The organism is Fusobacterium ulcerans ATCC 49185, assembly GCF_900683735.1.
Taxonomy (GTDB): domain Bacteria; phylum Fusobacteriota; class Fusobacteriia; order Fusobacteriales; family Fusobacteriaceae; genus Fusobacterium_A; species Fusobacterium_A ulcerans_A.
The window spans coordinates 3,419,996-3,438,986 of record NZ_LR215979.1; the positions used below are offsets into that span (position 1 = coordinate 3,419,996).

Annotated in this window: 16 protein-coding genes, 1 rRNA gene and 1 other RNA gene; all 18 read left to right on the forward strand. The window is 32.4% G+C overall.

What is annotated here, in order from left to right; genetic code table 11:
• Positions 1–206 precede the first annotated feature (206 nt).
• The 18 genes from rpsB (at position 207) to E0E45_RS15560 (ending at position 18,864) form a co-directional block, all read left to right on the forward strand.
• A complete protein-coding gene (gene rpsB, locus E0E45_RS15475) occupies positions 207–950 on the forward strand; it encodes a 30S ribosomal protein S2 (protein ID WP_130891962.1) in 744 nt (247 codons plus the stop codon).
• Between the two features lie 64 nt (positions 951–1,014).
• Positions 1,015–1,908: a translation elongation factor Ts gene (gene tsf / locus E0E45_RS15480; protein ID WP_130891963.1), complete on the forward strand. Its 894-nt coding sequence runs from the start codon at positions 1,015–1,017 to the stop codon at positions 1,906–1,908.
• A gap of 72 nt (positions 1,909–1,980) precedes the next feature.
• Positions 1,981–2,700, forward strand: coding sequence for a UMP kinase (gene pyrH, locus E0E45_RS15485; RefSeq protein WP_130891964.1), 720 nt, complete (start codon positions 1,981–1,983; stop codon positions 2,698–2,700).
• Positions 2,701–2,717: 17 nt separating this feature from the next.
• Positions 2,718–3,284 (forward strand): ribosome recycling factor, encoded by a 567-nt coding sequence (gene frr / locus E0E45_RS15490; RefSeq protein ID WP_130891965.1) that lies wholly within the window; start codon positions 2,718–2,720, stop codon positions 3,282–3,284.
• 123 nt (positions 3,285–3,407) lie between these two features.
• Positions 3,408–4,100 carry an isoprenyl transferase gene (locus E0E45_RS15495; protein WP_130891966.1) on the forward strand — a complete coding sequence of 231 codons (693 nt, stop codon included), beginning with the start codon at positions 3,408–3,410 and terminating at the stop codon, positions 4,098–4,100.
• Complete coding sequence (locus E0E45_RS15500) at positions 4,093–4,917, forward strand: phosphatidate cytidylyltransferase (RefSeq protein WP_130891967.1); 825 nt, start codon at positions 4,093–4,095, stop codon at positions 4,915–4,917. Before E0E45_RS15495 ends, E0E45_RS15500 begins: the two co-directional genes overlap by 8 nt.
• A 66-nt stretch (positions 4,918–4,983) precedes the next feature.
• Positions 4,984–6,135: a 1-deoxy-D-xylulose-5-phosphate reductoisomerase gene (gene dxr / locus E0E45_RS15505; RefSeq protein ID WP_130891968.1), complete on the forward strand. Its 1,152-nt coding sequence runs from the start codon at positions 4,984–4,986 to the stop codon at positions 6,133–6,135.
• A 14-nt stretch (positions 6,136–6,149) separates the two neighbouring features.
• Positions 6,150–6,821, forward strand: a complete 672-nt coding sequence (locus E0E45_RS15510; RefSeq protein ID WP_130891969.1) for a dTMP kinase — start codon at positions 6,150–6,152, stop codon at positions 6,819–6,821.
• A gap of 22 nt (positions 6,822–6,843) precedes the next feature.
• Positions 6,844–7,863, forward strand: coding sequence for a M50 family metallopeptidase (locus E0E45_RS15515; RefSeq protein WP_130891970.1), 1,020 nt, complete (start codon positions 6,844–6,846; stop codon positions 7,861–7,863).
• 148 nt (positions 7,864–8,011) lie between these two features.
• Positions 8,012–9,397, forward strand: a complete 1,386-nt coding sequence (locus E0E45_RS15520; protein ID WP_130891971.1) for a sigma-54-dependent transcriptional regulator — start codon at positions 8,012–8,014, stop codon at positions 9,395–9,397.
• A 60-nt stretch (positions 9,398–9,457) separates the two neighbouring features.
• Positions 9,458–11,212, forward strand: coding sequence for a peptidylprolyl isomerase (locus tag E0E45_RS15525; protein WP_130891972.1), 1,755 nt, complete (start codon positions 9,458–9,460; stop codon positions 11,210–11,212).
• 250 nt (positions 11,213–11,462) lie between these two features.
• Complete coding sequence (gene dnaG / locus E0E45_RS15530; protein ID WP_130891973.1) at positions 11,463–13,238, forward strand: DNA primase; 1,776 nt, start codon at positions 11,463–11,465, stop codon at positions 13,236–13,238.
• Between the two features lie 24 nt (positions 13,239–13,262).
• Positions 13,263–14,507, forward strand: coding sequence for an RNA polymerase sigma factor RpoD (rpoD, locus tag E0E45_RS15535; RefSeq protein WP_130891974.1), 1,245 nt, complete (start codon positions 13,263–13,265; stop codon positions 14,505–14,507).
• 82 nt (positions 14,508–14,589) lie between these two features.
• Positions 14,590–15,450, forward strand: a complete 861-nt coding sequence (locus tag E0E45_RS15540) for a sigma-70 family RNA polymerase sigma factor (protein ID WP_130891975.1) — start codon at positions 14,590–14,592, stop codon at positions 15,448–15,450.
• A complete protein-coding gene (locus E0E45_RS15545) occupies positions 15,447–16,226 on the forward strand; it encodes a Nif3-like dinuclear metal center hexameric protein (RefSeq protein WP_130891976.1) in 780 nt (259 codons plus the stop codon). Before E0E45_RS15540 ends, E0E45_RS15545 begins: the two co-directional genes overlap by 4 nt.
• A 10-nt stretch (positions 16,227–16,236) precedes the next feature.
• The gene (locus tag E0E45_RS15550) at positions 16,237–16,806 is read left to right on the forward strand and encodes a TPM domain-containing protein (protein WP_130891977.1); all 570 of its coding nucleotides are present in this window, start codon (positions 16,237–16,239) and stop codon (positions 16,804–16,806) included.
• A gap of 12 nt (positions 16,807–16,818) precedes the next feature.
• Positions 16,819–17,163, forward strand: an RNA gene (gene rnpB / locus E0E45_RS15555) — RNase P RNA component class A.
• Between the two features lie 193 nt (positions 17,164–17,356).
• A 16S ribosomal RNA gene (locus E0E45_RS15560) occupies positions 17,357–18,864 on the forward strand.
• Positions 18,865–18,991: the final 127 nt, after the last annotated feature.

The window sequence follows — 18,991 nt, forward strand, 5'->3', positions numbered from 1 at the left end:
AAGATAAATAAACATAAAAATATTTTAATAGAAAAAAGGTTATTTCATCTCTTAATCGCCTTGAAAATATTGACATTTATTAAGAAGTGTGCTAGAATAAACTGTTGTTTAAATACACACACCAGTTATTTCTAGGCAGGGTGTCTTTCGAGATGGCTTAGTTTTAAGGCTGGTGGAAGAAAAAAACCAAAATTTAGGAGGAAAAAATGGCAGTAATAACAATGAAACAATTATTAGAAGCTGGAGTTCACTTTGGACACCAAGCAAAAAGATGGAATCCAAAGATGGCTAAATACATCTTTACTGAAAGAAACGGAATCCATGTAATCGATTTACACAAATCTTTAAAGAAAATTGAGGAAGCTTACGCAGTTATCAGAGAAATCGCTGAAAATGGTGGAAAAGTTCTATTCGTAGGAACTAAAAAACAAGCTCAAGAAGCTGTAAAAGAACAAGCTGAAAGATCTGGAATGTACTATGTAAACAACAGATGGCTTGGAGGAATGTTAACTAACTTCTCTACTATCAAAACAAGAATAGAAAGATTAAAAGAATTAGAAAAAATGGAAGCAGATGGAACTTTAGATACTGCTTATACTAAAAAAGAAGCAGCTAACTTCAGAAAAGAATTAGTTAAACTTTCTAAAAACCTTTCTGGAATCAAAGATATGAAAGATGTTCCACAAGCTATATTTATCGTAGATTGTAAAAAAGAAACTTTAGCAATCGTTGAAGCAGCTAACTTAGGAATCCCTGTATTCGCTATGATCGATACAAACGTAGATCCTGATTTAGTAACTTATCCAATTCCAGCTAACGATGACGCTATAAGATCAGTAAAACTTATTTCTTCAGTTATTGCTAATGCAATTATTGAAGGAAACCAAGGTAAAGAAGTTAAAGAAGTAGCTTCTGAAGAAATCAATGTAGAAGAAGGATCAGCTGAGTAATTACAATCAACTGAGATACAATTATAGAAGATTTAATAAAAACTATTTTTATTAGGAGGAAGACATGGCAGAAATAACAGCTAGCTTAGTTAAGGAACTAAGAGAGAGAACTGGTGCTGGAATGATGGATTGTAAGAAAGCACTTATGGAAATGAATGGGGATATGGATAAAGCCATAGACTATTTAAGAGAAAAAGGAATTGCAAAAGCAGTTAAAAAAGCAGGAAGAATTGCAGCAGAAGGATTAGTATTTGATGGTGTATCAGCTGACCATAAAATGGCAGTATTAATTGAATTCAACTCTGAAACTGACTTTGTTGCTAAAAACGTAGAATTCAAAGAATTTGGTAAAAAATTAGCTCAAATAGCTATAGATAATAAAGCAACTACTGTAGATGCTTTAAATGCTGCTGAATTTGCACCAGGAAAAACTGTTGCTGTAGCAGTAACTGATTTAATTGCTAAAATTGGAGAAAATATGAACATCAGAAGAATCCATGAAACTATTGCTAAAGATGGATTTGTTGCAACATATAGCCACCTAGGAGGAAAACTAGGAGTTATTGTTGAAATGACTGGTGAACCTACTGAAGAAAATCTAAATAAAGCTAAAGATATAGCTATGCATGCAGCAGCTATGGATCCAAAATATTTAGATTCATCTGAAGTTACAACTACAGATTTAGAGCATGAAAAAGAAATTGCTAGAAAGCAATTGGAAGCTGAAGGAAAACCAGCTCAAATCATAGAAAAAATATTAATTGGAAAAATGAATAAATTCTATGAAGAAAACTGTTTAGTAGATCAAATCTATGTAAGAGCAGAAAATAAAGAAACTGTTGCTAAATTTGCAGCACCTCTTAAAGTTGTATCTTTTGCTAGATATAAAGTTGGAGATGGAATCGAGAAAAAAGAAGAAGATTTCGCAGCAGAAGTTGCAGCTCAAATCAAAGGATAATATCAACAAAAGCATAAGGGGATGCATCAGCATCCCCATTTTTTTAAAAAATCATAAATTGTAGGAGGAGAAATGGAGAAGCCTTTTTATAAGAGAGTTTTGTTAAAACTTAGTGGTGAAGCTCTAATGGGAGATCAAGAATTTGGAATATCTTCAGATGTAATAAATTCATATGCAAAGCAGATAAAAGAAATTGTTGATCTTGGTGTAGAAGTTTCTATAGTTATTGGTGGAGGAAACATATTCAGAGGAATATCTGGAGCTACTCAAGGGGTAGACAGAGTTACTGGGGATCATATGGGTATGCTTGCTACAGTTATCAATTCACTTGCTTTACAAAATGCAATAGAGAAGCTTGGAGTACCTACAAGAGTACAAACAGCCATAGAGATGCCTAAAATCGCTGAACCTTTCATCAAAAGAAAAGCTCAAAGACACTTGGAAAAAGGAAGAGTTGTAATATTTGGAGCAGGAACAGGAAATCCTTATTTCACAACTGATACAGCTGCAGCTTTAAGAGCTATCGAAATGAATACGGAAGCAGTTTTGAAAGCTACAAAAGTTGATGGTATTTATGATAAAGACCCTGTAAAACATGCAGATGCAGTTAAATATAACGTTGTAACTTATACAGAAGTTTTAAATAAAGACTTAAAGGTAATGGATGCTACAGCTATCTCTCTGTGTAGAGAAAATAAATTACCAATTGTTGTTTTTAATTCACTTGAAGAAGGGAATATAAAGAAAGTTATAATGGGAGAAAAAATAGGAACAGTCGTAGTGGCTGACTAAATCAGGAGGGAAAAGATATGACAGGACAAGATGTAGTTAAATCATGTAATGAAAAAATGGGAAAAGCAATAGAAGCAACAAAACATAAATTTACTTCAATCAGGGCTGGAAGAGCTAGTGTTTCTATGCTTGATAGTGTAAAAGTAGAACAATATGGATCTGAAATGCCTTTAAATCAAGTGGGATCAGTTTCTGCTCCAGAAGCTAGATTATTAGTTATTGATCCATGGGATAAAACTCTTATCTCTAAAATAGAAAAAGCTATTATGGCTGCAAATCTAGGACTTACACCAAACAATGATGGAAAAGTTATCAGACTTGTAATGCCTGAACTTACTGCTGAAAGAAGAAAAGAATATGTTAAAATGGCTAAAACAGAAGCTGAAAATGGAAAAGTAGCAGTAAGAAACATCAGAAAAGATGGAAATAATGATCTTAAAAAACTTACTAAAGATAAAGAAAATCCAATTTCTGAAGATGAAGTAAAAACTTTAGAGGCTGAAATTCAAAAATTGACAGATGCTCATATCAAAGCAATAGATGAGCTTTTTGCTAAAAAAGAAAAAGAAATTACAACTGTTTAATAAAACAAATAATTTTGAAAATTGAAGAATGAGGGGGCTTTCCTTCATTCTTTTTTATATTATATAGAAAAATTTCAATAAATATGGTAAAATTTACTGAATATATCAATGAGGTGATAGATAGTGGAGTCAAGAATTCCAAGTCATATAGCAATAATCATGGATGGAAATGGTAGATGGGCTGAAAGAAGAGGATTGCCAAGAACATTGGGACATAAAGAAGGAGCTGTTGCTTTAAGGAAAATAATAACCTATGCAGGAGAAATTGGGATTAAGTACCTTACTGTGTATGCTTTCTCAACTGAAAACTGGAGGAGAAGCAAAGATGAAGTTGATGCCTTGATGTTTCTCTTTAAAACATATTTAAAAAATGAAGAAAAAAATATAATGAAGAATAATGTAAGATTTTTGGTATCAGGAAGGAAAGATGGGGTGAGTCTTCCACTCTTGAAAGCTATAAAGAATCTTGAAGATAAAAGTAAGGATAATACAGGTCTCACATTAAATATAGCATTTAACTATGGAGGTAGAGCTGAAATAATAGATGCTGTAAATTCCATCTTAAAATTAAAGAAAGATCATATAGATGAAGAAAATTTTTCTAAATATTTATATAGTGATATGCCTGATCCTGAACTATTAATAAGAACAAGTGGGGAGTTGAGAATATCAAATTTCCTACTGTGGCAGATAGCTTATTCAGAAATATATATTACTGAGGCTTTATGGCCAGACTTTGATGAAAAAGAGCTGGATAAAGCTATAGAAAGTTATAATGGAAGAGACAGAAGATTTGGAGGAGTAAAAAATGCTTAGTAGAATAATGGTAGCCATAGTGGGTATACCACTGCTTATCTACATATTATACCATGGAGGATTTCCCTTACTTCTCTTTGTAAATGTAATTGTAGGTATTGGGGCTTATGAGTTTTATAATATGGCAGAAATGGGAGGAAAAAAACCTCACAAAGCAGCAGGGATAATTGGGGCTTTACTTATTCCTAATGTATTATTTTTTAATGAATTAGGAACTTTATCAATAGATATAGCTGGAGTATTAGCTTTTTTTGTTATATTCCTCATAGGGTATAGAGTATTAGAAAATAAAGTGGAAAATGCAAGTGTTGATATAGGAGAAACTATATTAGGGGCATTATATATTTCAGTGCTTTTTTCCCATGTGATACTGATAAGTTTTCTTCCAAATGGAGGAAAATGGCTTTTAACAGCTCAAATAATGGTTTGGGTATGTGATAGTTTTGCATATTTTACAGGAATGGCTATAGGAAGAAAAATATTTAATAGAGGTTTCAGCAGTATAAGCCCAAAAAAATCTATTGAAGGATCAATAGGGGGAACAGTATTTACAATAATTTCTTTATATTTTCTTGAAAAATATTTCCATCTTCTTGATAATGGAGAACTTGGAATGACTAATATAATAATAATAGGAATATTTATCAGTATAATAGCTCAACTTGGTGATTTGGGTGAATCTATGTTCAAAAGGGAATTCAAGGTAAAGGATTCAGGGACTCTCCTTAAAGGACATGGAGGGATATTAGACAGATTTGACAGTATGCTTTTTGTTGCACCTACTGTTTATTATCTCTTGAAATTTATAGTATTGTAATATAATATCATTGGGTGAAAGGATATTTCTATTCGCCCAATTTTTTTCATAGGAGGAATTTAAAAAGTGAAAAGAATAGTTGTGTTAGGGTCTACTGGGAGTATAGGGACTAATGCTTTAGAAGTAATAAGAAATGCAAATGATAAGTTTAAAGTAACAGCTCTGAGTGGTCATAGAAATTACAAGCTTCTTTTGGAGCAAATAAGAGAATTTACACCTGAGTGTGTAGCTGTAGGAACAGAAGAAGGATATAAAGAAATTAAAGCTGAGTTCCCTAATATAAAAATATTTTTAGGAGATGAAGGATTAAAAGAACTTGCTATGTTGAAAGACTATGATATACTTCTTACTGCTGTCAGTGGAGCTGTAGGGATAGAAGCAACTATTGAGGGAATAAAGAATAGCAAAAGAATAGCCCTTGCTAATAAAGAAACTATGGTAGCTGCTGGATCATATATAAATCGCCTTTTGGCAGAATATCCAAAATCGGAAATAATACCTGTAGATAGTGAACATTCAGCTATATTTCAATCTTTATTAGGTGGAAAGAAAAAAGAGGTTGAAAAGATAATAATAACTGCCAGTGGGGGAACTTTCAGAGGAAAGAAAAAAGAGGAACTGGAAAATGTAAAAGTGGAAGATGCTCTAAAGCATCCCAATTGGTCTATGGGAAAAAAAATAACTATAGATTCATCTTCACTTGTAAATAAAGGACTTGAAGTAATAGAAGCTCATGAACTTTTTGGAGTGGATTATGATCATATAGATGTTTTAGTACATCCTCAAAGTGTGATACACTCAATGGTACAGTTTAAGGATAAAGCAGTAATAGCTCAACTTGGAGCACCAGATATGAAGCTACCTATTCAATATGCCTTTACATACCCAAAGAGAGAGGCAAATCCTGTATTTGAAACTCTTGATTTTATGAAAATGTCTACTCTTACTTTTGAAAAGGTGGACAATGAAACTTTCAGAGGGGTAGAGCTTGCCTATAGAGCTGGAAGAACTGGAAAGTCCATGCCAGCTGTATTCAATGCAGCAAATGAAGTAGCTGTAGAATTATTCATGAAGGGGAAAATCAGATTTCTTACTATATATGAGATAATAGAAGGAGCTATGAACAGACATGAACCAGTGGAAATCAACAGTATAGAAATAGTCAAAACTGTAGATAGAGAAACAAGAAACTGGGTATATACAAAGTATGAAAAATAAGAAGGAGAATTAAAATGGGAAAACTTATAGTTATTGAGGGAACAGATTCCAGTGGGAAAGAAACACAAACAAAAAAACTGTTTGAAAGACTTCTGGCAGAAAAATATAATGTGAAAAAAATATCATTTCCAAACTATGACAGTCCTGCTTGTGAACCTGTAAAAATGTATCTAGCAGGAAAATTTGGAGAAGATGCAATGAAAGTAAATCCTTATCCTATATCAATGATGTATGCTATAGATAGGTATGCTTCATATAAAATGGACTGGGAAAAATTCTATAAAGAAGAGGGAATAATAGTAACAGACAGATATGTTACTTCTAATATGGTACATCAGGCTTCTAAAATAATAGATGAAAATAAAAAGTCTATATATCTGGATTGGCTTGATGAATTGGAATATGACAAGATGGATATTCCAAGACCTGATCTTATTATATTTTTGAATATGCCTACAAAAATGGCTTTGAAACTTATGGAAGAAAGAAATAATAAAATAACTGGTGAACAAAAAAAAGATATTCATGAAAGAGATGCTGCGTATTTAGAGAAATCACATGCAAATGCCTGTAGTATAGCTGAGAAATATGATTGGAAAGAGATAAAATGTACAGATGGAGACAGACTGAAAACTATTGATGAAATTGGAGAAGAGGTATATAAATTAGTCAGAAATATCATTTGATATCTGATAGATGGAGGAAATAATGAACATACTAATAGCTATTCTGGTCTTGGGGATAATAATATTTATACATGAACTTGGACATTTTCTTACAGCTAAATTTTTTAAAATGCCTGTAAGTGAATTTTCAATTGGAATGGGACCACAGGTATACTCATATGAAACAATGAAAACAACATATTCTTTTAGAGCTATTCCTCTTGGAGGATTTGTAAATATAGAGGGAATGGAAGTAGGGAGTGAAGTTGAAGATGGTTTTAACAGCAAACCACCTTTAGCGAGATTTGTAGTACTTTTTGCTGGAGTATTTATGAACTTTCTTCTTGCTTTTATACTTATTTTTACTATGATTTATTCAAATGGAAAATATATTCAGAACAAAGAAGCTGTAATAGGAAGCGTACTTCCAGAAAGCAAAGGAAGTAAGGTTATCTTTCCAAAGGACAAAATATTAAAGATAGATGGAATAGATATAAAAGAATGGAATGATATAGGAAAGATACTTACAGAAAAAGACCCTAAAATTCCTATACAAGTAGAACTGGAAAGAGCAGGAAAAATAGAAAATGTAAATCTTGAACTTACAGAAGAGCCAGAGAGTAAAAGATATATAGTGGGAATACTTCCAGAATACACTGTAGAAAAATATGGAGCAGGAGAAGCAGCAAAGATAAGTCTTTTAAGTTTTGAGAAAATATTTGCTGATACTTTAGGTGGACTTAAACTTATTGTAAGTGGTAAAGTGAAATCAGAGGAAATAAGTGGTCCTATTGGTATAATAAAAGTGGTAGGAGATGCTTCAAAAGAAGGTGTTGGGATTCTTGTATGGCTGACTGCACTTTTGTCAGTAAATGTAGGAATTTTAAACCTTATGCCCATACCAGCTTTGGATGGTGGAAGAATACTTTTTGTGATTTTAGAACTAATAGGAATAAAAGTAAATAAAAAGTTTGAAGAAAGACTGCACACTGCTGGAATGTTAATTCTTTTTGCATTTATTTTTTACATAACAGCCAATGATATTTTTAATTTAACAAGATAGCTGTAATTCAGGGGTCTAACACAACATAACATAAATTATAAAAAATAGTCTTGAAAAAATACAGATTATCTATTATAATACATTATAATAGAAAATGATAAATTGTGAATTATTTTTGAAAGATATATAAAAATAGGGAGGCCAAAATATGAAGAATGCTATATTAGCTATTTCAGAAAGAAAAGAAACTTTAAAACAAATAAGAAAAGAACTTTCAGAACAATATGAGATCATAACATTCAATAATCTTCTAGATGCTCTAGATATGCTTAGAGAGAGTGACTTTGATATTGTTTTATTGGACGAATATCTAACATGGTTCAATTTTGCAGAAGCAAAAAGAAAATTGAATGGAATTGGAAAAGATTTTGTTGTTGTAGGATTATTAGATGATGAAACTGAAGAAGTACTTCAAGAGTTAAGAAATGCAGATATTTATAATTATTTAATGAAACCGGTAGAGTTAAGAGAAATGAATAGAATCATAATGCCAGCTCTTAAAAATCTAGAAATATTAAAAGAAAAAAGAAAACTTGAAGAAAAACTATTAAGTACAGAAGAAGAAAGTGAGATAGTAGGACAATCTTCAAGAATTAAAGATGTAAAAAATCTTATAGAAAAAGTGGCTGAAAGTGATCTTACAGTTCTTATCACAGGAGAGAATGGAATTGGAAAAGAGCTTGTAGCTAAAGAAATATATAAAAAAAGTGACAGAAGAAAAAATAACTACATAGTAGTAAGCTGCGCATCTATGCCAGAAGAAACTATGGAAAGAGAACTTTTCGGATTTGAAAGAGGAGCATTTACAGGAGCTAACTCTAGTAGAAAAGGATTATTGGAAGAAGCTGATGGAGGAACTATGTTCCTTGATGATATTTCAGCTATGGATATCAAAACTCAAGCTAAACTTTTAAGAGTTATTGAATATGGAGAATTAAGAAGAGTTGGAGGAAATAAGACTAGAAGAGTAGATGTAAGATTTATTGTAGCTAGTGATAAAGATCTTAAAGATGAAACTGAAAAAGGAAAATTCAGAAAAGATTTATACCATAGATTAACTGTATTCCCAATTGAAGTTCCACCTTTAAGAGATAGAAAAGAAGATGTACCTCTTCTTGCTAACTACTTCTTAAATAAAATAGTAAGAGAACTTCATAGAGATACTCCAGTTATTTCTGGAGAAGCTATGAAATATCTAATGGAATACTCATATCCTGGAAATATCAGAGAACTTAGAAATATGATAGAAAGAATGGTAATCCTTTCTACTGATAAAATAATAGGTGTAGAAGATCTTCCTCTTGAAATCAAAATGAAGTCTGATACTGTTGAAAATAAAACTGTAGTAGGAGTAGGACCATTGAAAGATATTCTTGAGCAAGAAATATACAGCCTTGCAGATGTGGAGAAAGTAGTTATAGCTATAGCTCTGCAAAAAACTAGATGGAATAAACAGGAAACTTCTAAACTTCTTGGAATTGGAAGAACTACTCTTTATGAAAAAATTAGAAAATATGGTTTAGATTTTAAATAGAGAGAAGTGAAATAGACAGCAGTAAAGAACTAACTAAAAGAAGGGGGAAATTTATCAGTTTTGACTGATAATACATTGATTATGGCAATTAGAAAATTTCGTAAACAAATGAAACCTATTATCTGGCTGGTAACTATTCTTATGGTATTGGGTGGAGGATATGCTACTTTATCAAGTATTGTAGGAAGTATGAGTAATGGTCACTCAAACTATGCTTTTAAGTTGAATGGAAATAAAATATCTAAATTCGAGGTAGAAAAAACAAAGGCTACAATGATTGATGGATACTCAAGATATCTTGGAGATAAAGTAGACAGAAGTCTTATAGATATTTTAGCCTTTGATGAAGTTGTAAATAAAAATCTTACATTAGAAATGGCTGAAAAATTAAAAGTTAAAGTTTCTAATAGTGATGTAAATGAACAATTTGATAAAATAGAAAACTCTATAGGAAATAAAGACCAATTTAAAAGAATGCTTCAAGTACAGGGGTATACTAAGAATACTTTTAAGAAAGAGTTGAAAGATAATCTTACAGTAGAACAAACTCTTGCTAAAATACAAGAGGGAATCAATCCTACTGATGATGAAATTAATAATTATTATGAAGATAATTTATATATCAGATTCTCTGGAAAACCTTTAGCAGAAGTAAGAAATGAAGTAATAACTGATTTAAAACAAACTAAAGGAATAGAAGAATATGTTCTTCTTCTTAATAAAGCTAGAAAAGATATGAAGCTGGAAAATGTTTCACAAGAATACAAAGCATATGTAGAAAGAAGTGAGATGGAAGAGGATGGATTTGCAGTGTCTAATATAGAAATGGCAAAAAGAACTCTCAATAATCTTTTTATTACTAATGGAGACAGAGAAAAAGCCAGAGAATTATCTAAAGAATATTACAGAGCTCAAATAAAATTAGCTAAGATAGCTATTGAAAGAGGAATAAAGGTAGATGAAACACTTCCTCTTGATTATAAATTTGAAGAGTATAAAAAAGGACTTTTTGAAAATATAAAAAATTCATTGAATCCTACTGAGGTTCAATTAAAAGAATATTTTGAAAAAAATAAGCTTGTATATGATACTTTTCCAAGCTCTGATGCATACATAGCTATTTTAAAAGTTGATCCTTCAGCAGAAGATAAAGCAGCAGCAAAAATAAAAGCAGAAGAATTACTGAAAACTCTTACTCCTGAAAATTTTGCTGAGATGGCTAAAAAGAATTCAAATGGACCAAGTTCACCAAATGGTGGAGATTTAGGATGGTTTTCTAAAAAAGATATGGTTGAACCTTTCCAAAAGGCTGTATTTGCAGGAGAAATTGGGAAAATATATCCTGAGCCTGTAGAAACTATTTTTGGACAGCATTTAATATATATAGAAGATAGAAAAGATGATGAGGAAAGAGCAAAAGCAAGTCATATACTTGTTGTTCCTAAAATATCAGAAGCAACTCTTGATGTTAAAAAAGCTGAAATAGAAGCAGTAAAAGAAAAGTTAGCAAATGGTACAGTGAACTTTGAAACTCTTTCTAAAGAAAATAAAGATGTTCTTCAAAGTAATTTATTCTCTAAAATAGATGATGCTGGATATATCCCTGGATTAGGATATAATGAATCACTTACAAAGTTAATATTTGATGCTCCTTTAAATAAAGTTCAAACAGCTCTTATTGAAGATAAGTTTTATATCTTCAAAAAAATAAATGAGGTTAAGTATAAATCAGCTGATTTCAATGAATTGAAAGATAGAGTTAAAGATGATTATCTGAATTCAAAAACTCAAGAAGAGCTTAAAAAGCTTATTTAGGTAATTGGTATACAAAAAGAGAATGACCTAAAATTTTATTTTGGGTTACTCTCTTTTTTATATTCTGAAGGAAAAAAATTTGATTATTTCTAAAAAATGTATTATACTAAAGAATAACGGAAAAATATTTTCTGTATTTTTAATGAATATACAACTTTTTATTTTCAGAATAGGGATATATAAAAAAGGGAGATTACCATGAGGAAATTGAAAACTGAGCATAAGAATGAAAATGAAACAGTGATTACAAGTGAGATATAAGTCTGAAGATATAGATATGCTGGTGGAAAGCCTCAGAATAGAAGAGGTAGTCGGCGAATTTGTAGAACTGAAAAAATCAGGCTCAAGTTATAAAGGATTATGTCCTTTTCATCAAGATACTTCCCCTTCTTTTATGGTTAGTCCAAGCAAAAATATATGTAAATGTTTTGTTTGTGGGGCTGGCGGAAATCCTATAAAATTTTATTCTGAATATAAAAAGATAAGTTTTATAGAAGCTGTTGAAGAACTTTCTAAAAAATATGGAATACCTATAAAAGGTATCAGAAGCAGCAAAAAAAGTGATGAAAATTATGATAAATATTATAAAATAATGGAAGATGCTCACAGCTTTTTTAAAGATTATATCTTTTCCAATGGTGGAAGAGAAGCTATGGAATATCTGGCAGCAAGAAAACTTAATCCAAAGATTATAAAAGATAATGAACTGGGGTTTGCTCCGAATAAATGGAATGAACTTAATGATCATCTTATCAGCAAAGGATATGAATTAAAAGATCTTATTGCTCTTGGACTTGTAAAAGAGAGTGAAAATGGGCAGTATGATATATTCAGAAATAGGATTATATTTCCAATTTACTCTCCAACAGGGAAAATAATAGCTTTTGGGGGAAGAACACTTGAAAATAATAAAGAGGTTCCTAAATATATAAACTCACCAGATACACCTATCTTTAAAAAAGGAAAAAATCTATATGGATTGGAACGAGGCAGCATGATTAAGAAAAAAAATTATGCTATGCTTATGGAAGGTTATATGGATGTACTTTCAGGATATTTATATGGATTTGATGTAGCTCTGGCCCCTTTAGGAACAGCATTAACTGAAGAACAGGGGAAACTTCTAAAAAGATATACCTCTAATATAATACTTTCTTTTGACTCAGATGCAGCAGGGCAGTCAGCAACAGAAAGATCTGGAATGATACTAAAAGCATTAGGTTTTAATATCAGAGTTCTGGTTCTTGAAGGAGCAAAGGATCCTGATGAATATTTAAAACTGTATGGAAAAGAAAGCTTTTTAAAGTGTGTAAAAAACTCTGTTGAGATATTTGATTTTTTATTTAAGTATTATTCTAAAGAATATGATCTTAGTAATATGATGTCTAAGCAGAATTTTATAAATAGATTCAAGGAATTTTTTCAAAGTGTGGATACTGATCTTGAAAAAAGTTTGTATCTAGATAAATTATCTAAACAACTGAACATTGAAAAGGATATACTTAAAGAGACTTTAATAGATAAAAATAGGAAAAAATCAAGGAAAATAGAAGAAGTTTTAGAAAATATAAGTATATCAAGAGAAGAGGCAGCAAGTAAACTGGAAGAACTCACACTTGGACTTATACTGTCTAAAAATGAGTATTTTGAATATTTTAAAAATAAAAATGTAAAAGGATCTCTGACTAGAAAGGTTTTTCAATATCTTAAAGAGAGAGAGGAAGATTCAGATATAGTAAGAGAACTTAAAGATCATGTGGAATTGACAAAAGCTGAAACAGATGAATGGGAAATTGTAATCTGTATGGCTATAAATGATTTCTCTACAGAGGAGAGAACAAATAAATTATTAGAAGAGATATTTATCTCTTGGTTCAGGATAGAACTGAAAGAGAAGCAGAAGAACAGAGAAAATATTAGTAAAACAATAGGACTTAAAAGCATAGAATTGAAATTGAATGCAGCTGATGGTTTCTCAAAAATATTGGATATATATAAGGAATATGAAGAAATAGTTAATCTATAATTTTTTTAGAGGAGGCTTCAAATAATGAGAGAGTTTATAAAAAATGAGAAGGTTCTTTCTTTAGTCAGAAAAGCGATGGAAAATAAGTTTATAACTTATGAAGAGATAAATGAGGAATTAAAAAGTGATTTTCCAGTAGAAAAAATCGAACAGCTGATAACAGGAATGATGGAACAAGGGATCGAAATTGTAAGGCAGGAAGATCTGGAAAAAGAAAAGAAACTTATGGCATCTTTGAAAAAAGGTAAGGATAAAGAAGAAGAACCTATTTCAAAAACTCAAGATAAAGAAGAGTTTCCTGATGAAGACGAAATAGATGACCTTTTAGATGACAGGGTAGAGGACATAGATGACTTTGAACATTTCAATCCAGAAGAATTGGAAGAGATAAATGAAGATGAACTTGTAAGTGATGATTTGTTTAATCTTTCAGGTGATATGAAAGTGGATGAGCCTATTAAAATGTATCTTCGTGAAATAGGGCAGATACCATTGCTTAGCCATGATGAGGAACTGGAATATGCTAAGAGAGCATTGGAAGGGGATGATTGGGCAAGTAAACAGCTTATAGAGGCTAACCTTAGACTAGTTGTAAGTATAGCTAAAAAACATACTAACAGAGGACTTAAACTTCTTGATCTTATTCAAGAGGGAAATATTGGTCTGATGAAAGCAGTTGAAAAATTTGAGTACAGTAAAGGATATAAATTTTCTACATATGCTACTTGGTGGATAAGACAAGCTATAACAAGAGCTATTGCTGACCAAGGCAGAACAATAAGAATACCAGTACACATGATAGAAACTATTAATAAAATAAAGAAAGAAGCAAGAATTTATCTACAGGAAACAGGTAAAGATGCTACTCCTGAAGTTTTAGGTGAAAGACTGGGAATGGAAGTAGATAAAGTAAAAGCTATTCAGGAAATGAATCAGGATCCTATCTCTCTTGAAACTCCAGTAGGAAGTGAAGAAGATAGTGAATTAGGGAATTTTGTTGAAGATCATAAAATGCTTAATCCGTATGAACTTACAAATAGATCTCTTCTTAGAGAGCAGCTTAATGGAGTGTTGAATACACTTAGCAGCAGAGAAGAGAGAGTATTGAGATATAGATATGGTTTGGATGATGGATCACCTAAGACTCTGGAAGAAGTGGGAAAAATATTTAAGGTAACAAGAGAAAGAATAAGACAGATAGAAGTCAAAGCTTTGAGAAAACTTAGACATCCAAGCAGAAGAAAAAAACTGGAAGACTTTAAAGTGTAATAATTTGAGGGAGCCCCAAAGGATAAAATAAGGTTTATTTGGGGATTCCCTCATTTTTGCCTGCAAATATTATGGAGGGAACATGCAGAAATTAAGTATCAAAGAATTGGAAAAAGAAATAATAGTTAATTATAAAGATGATGATGATTTTAGAGAGTTTCTAGATGATAATATAGATAAAGAATTAATTTTTGATAATCATTATACTGGATCAAAAGAATTTGAAGATATAGATGAATTTGCAGAAGAAACTGTTATTGATTATCTTGAAGAGCTTTCTAATATGGAAGTAATAAGTGATGAAGAAGAAAATAATTATTTAAAAGATATAAACGAGTCTGTTAAAGAGAAAATAATAGTAAAAAATCTTAATGAGGTAGCTTCAATAGCTTTTAATTATGTAAAAACTGGAATAGCATATATGGATGTGGTACAGGAAGGAACAGTAGGGCTTATAAAGGCTGTTGACTATTATGATTCTGATAAGAATGGAGATTTTAAAAATTATTCTAAATATTGGATATCAAGAGAAATAGTGCTGTATATTGAAAGTAAAGTGGCAGATATCAGAAATGAGTTTAAAAATTTCTTCAAAAATAAAAAAGAAAATTTTGGAAAAGAACACCATCATAACCATGATCATGATGAAGAACATCAACATAATGAAGTATATTTAAAAGAAGAAGATATTCTTCCTACTATTGAGTCTATTGAAAAGAGAGAAAAAATGGTGGAGAAAAGAATTGATTTCTTTACTTTGGAAAATAGATTAAGTGAAAGACAGATGGAAGTATTAAATTATTATTTTGGTTTTGGAAAAAATAAAAGATTCTCTATCTTTGAAATAGAAGATGTGTTAAAATTAGAGAGCGGACAGGGAGAAGAATTGTTTCAAAGCGCTCTTTTAATTCTTTCAACAGTAGAAGGGAAGATGTTTTTATGATTACTAAAGATATAATCAATTTTTTGGAAGAAAAGTATCCTAAAAGCAATGCAGAAGACTGGGATAATGTAGGACTGCTGGTAGGAAATAATAAGAAAGAGATAAAGAAAGTACAGCTATCCATAGATGCTACAGAAAATGCAATAAATTATGCAACTGATAATGATATAGATATGATAATAACTCATCATCCTCTTATATTTAAGCCATTAAAGTCTATTGTCATGTCTGAAGTTTCAGGAAGAAAAATTATTAAGCTTATAGAAAATAGAATAAATTTATATTCTATGCATACTAATCTTGATTCTTCAAAAGATGGGTTAAATGATTATATTCTTGAACTGTTGGAAGTGAAGAAATATAAGATAATAGATATGAATGAAAAAGATGAAACAGTTGGAATTGGAAGAATATATTCTCTGGAAGAAAGAGTAAGTATTTCTCAATATGCTGATTTTATAAAAGAAAAAATGAAAATAAAAAATGTAAGAATAATAAGTAGTGATATAAAGTCAGAAGTTAAAAAAATAGCCTTGATCAATGGTTCAGGAATGAGTTATTGGAGAAAGATTAAATCTCTTGGAGCAGATCTTTTTGTAACAGGGGATATAAGCTATCATGATGCTTTAGATGCTAAAGAAAGTGGACTGCATTTGATCGATATAGGACACTTTGAAAGTGAGAATTGTTTTTCAGAACTTTTGAAAAGGAATTTAAAAGAGATGGGATTAGAAGTGGAAGTGTTTAATGATGGTCCTGTTTTTGAAAATTATTAAGGAGAAAATCGTGAAAAAGACTTTTTTTATAATAGGACTATTAGCAGTATTCAACGTTTCTTTTGCTAAGTTAAACGACAATTTAAAGATTTTTTCTCAAGATGAAAAAATAAAAGTAGAAAGTAAAATAACTGAATTGGAAGATAAAAGAAAACTTCACATATATGTGAATACTCTTCCAACTGATGAAGGGTTTAGTGTGGAAGATCCAGAAAAGATTATTATATTAAATATAAAAAAAGATGATTCTGGAAAAGGAAAGATTGAATTAAGTTTTTCAAAAGATATAAATGTAGAAGAATGCCAGGATGGAATAAATCTTGTTCTAGAAAATGCTGAGAACACCTTATCAAAGGGTGAAGCTGGAAATTATGCTATAGAGGTTTTAGATGGAATAGATGGAGTTTTAGATAAAGTTAATGTAGAAGAACCAATAGTTATAGAGGAAGAAATAGTTGATAGTGAAAAAAATACATTTTTTATAGGAATGGGTATTGCATTTTTTATAATATTTGCTATTATATTAAGAGTGCTTTTTGTAAAGAAGAAAAGAGAAAATCAAAAAGAAAAATCAGAATAGAAAATAATTTTTTAAGGTATTAGAGTTGATCGCTGCTTGAGTAATCAAGGAGAGGAAAGTCCGGGCTCCACAGAGCAAGAGGGCAGCTAACGGCTGCTAAAGGTAACTTTAAGGAAAGTGCCACAGAAAATAAACCGCCATATTTATATGGTAAGGGTGAAAAGGCGGTGTAAGAGACCACCAGTTCTTTAGGAGACTAAAGAAGCTAGGTAAACCCCCTCTGGAGCAAGGCTAAATAGGAAAGTATAAAGGGCTGCTCGTCCTCTTTCAGGGTAAGTTGCTTGATACCATAAGCAATTATGGGGCTAGATAAATGATCATCAAATACAAAACCCGGCTTATTTAATGCCTTAAAAATTTTTTAAAAAAAAAGTAAAAAAGATATTGACGGAATCTAAAAATTATGGTATTATAATTCTTGTCCACGAGAAAAGAGGACAGAAAATAAAAGTAATAAAAAAGGACATTAACAACAGAATAGAGAGAGAAGAAAAAATCAACAAACAATAAATAGGTGTAAACAATCAGTTAAAAAACTGAGTAAATAGATTGAACGAAGAGTTTGATCCTGGCTCAGGATGAACGCTGACAGAATGCTTAACACATGCAAGTCTACTTGATCCTTCGGGTGAAGGTGGCGGACGGGTGAGTAACGCGTAAAGAACTTGCCTTACAGACTGGGACAACATTTGGAAACGAATGCTAATACCGGATATTATGATTGGGTCGCATGATCTGATTATGAAAGCTATATGCGCTGTGAGAGAGCTTTGCGTCCCATTAGTTAGTTGGTGAGGTAACGGCTCACCAAGACGATGATGGGTAGCCGGCCTGAGAGGGTGAACGGCCACAAGGGGACTGAGACACGGCCCTTACTCCTACGGGAGGCAGCAGTGGGGAATATTGGACAATGGACCAAAAGTCTGATCCAGCAATTCTGTGTGCACGAAGAAGTTTTTCGGAATGTAAAGTGCTTTCAGTTGGGAAGAAGTCAGTGACGGTACCAACAGAAGAAGCGACGGCTAAATACGTGCCAGCAGCCGCGGTAATACGTATGTCGCAAGCGTTATCCGGATTTATTGGGCGTAAAGCGCGTCTAGGCGGCTTAGTAAGTCTGATGTGAAAATGCGGGGCTCAACCCCGTATTGCGTTGGAAACTGCTAAACTAGAGTACTGGAGAGGTAGGCGGAACTACAAGTGTAGAGGTGAAATTCGTAGATATTTGTAGGAATGCCGATGGGGAAGCCAGCCTACTGGACAGATACTGACGCTAAAGCGCGAAAGCGTGGGTAGCAAACAGGATTAGATACCCTGGTAGTCCACGCCGTAAACGATGATTACTAGGTGTTGGGGGTCGAACCTCAGCGCCCAAGCTAACGCGATAAGTAATCCGCCTGGGGAGTACGTACGCAAGTATGAAACTCAAAGGAATTGACGGGGACCCGCACAAGCGGTGGAGCATGTGGTTTAATTCGACGCAACGCGAGGAACCTTACCAGCGTTTGACATCCCAAGAAGTTAACAGAGATGTTTTCGTGCCTCTTCGGAGGAACTTGGTGACAGGTGGTGCATGGCTGTCGTCAGCTCGTGTCGTGAGATGTTGGGTTAAGTCCCGCAACGAGCGCAACCCCTTTCGTATGTTACCATCATTAAGTTGGGGACTCATGCGAGACTGCCTGCGATGAGCAGGAGGAAGGTGGGGATGACGTCAAGTCATCATGCCCCTTATACGCTGGGCTACACACGTGCTACAATGGGTAGTACAGAGAGCTGCAAACCTGCGAGGGTAAGCTAATCTCATAAAACTATTCTTAGTTCGGATTGTACTCTGCAACTCGAGTACATGAAGTTGGAATCGCTAGTAATCGCAAATCAGCTATGTTGCGGTGAATACGTTCTCGGGTCTTGTACACACCGCCCGTCACACCACGAGAGTTGGTTGCACCTGAAGTAACAGGCCTAACCGTAAGGAGGGATGTTCCGAGGGTGTGATTAGCGATTGGGGTGAAGTCGTAACAAGGTATCCGTACGGGAACGTGCGGATGGATCACCTCCTTTCTAAGGAGATCATTTCTCTTTCTCTATTCTATTGATAATGTTCTTGCAGCGTATTAAGCGCTGGATAACTTATCAAATGGACATTGGAAACTATATAGTAGATAAAATACAATTTTAACTCTTGTTT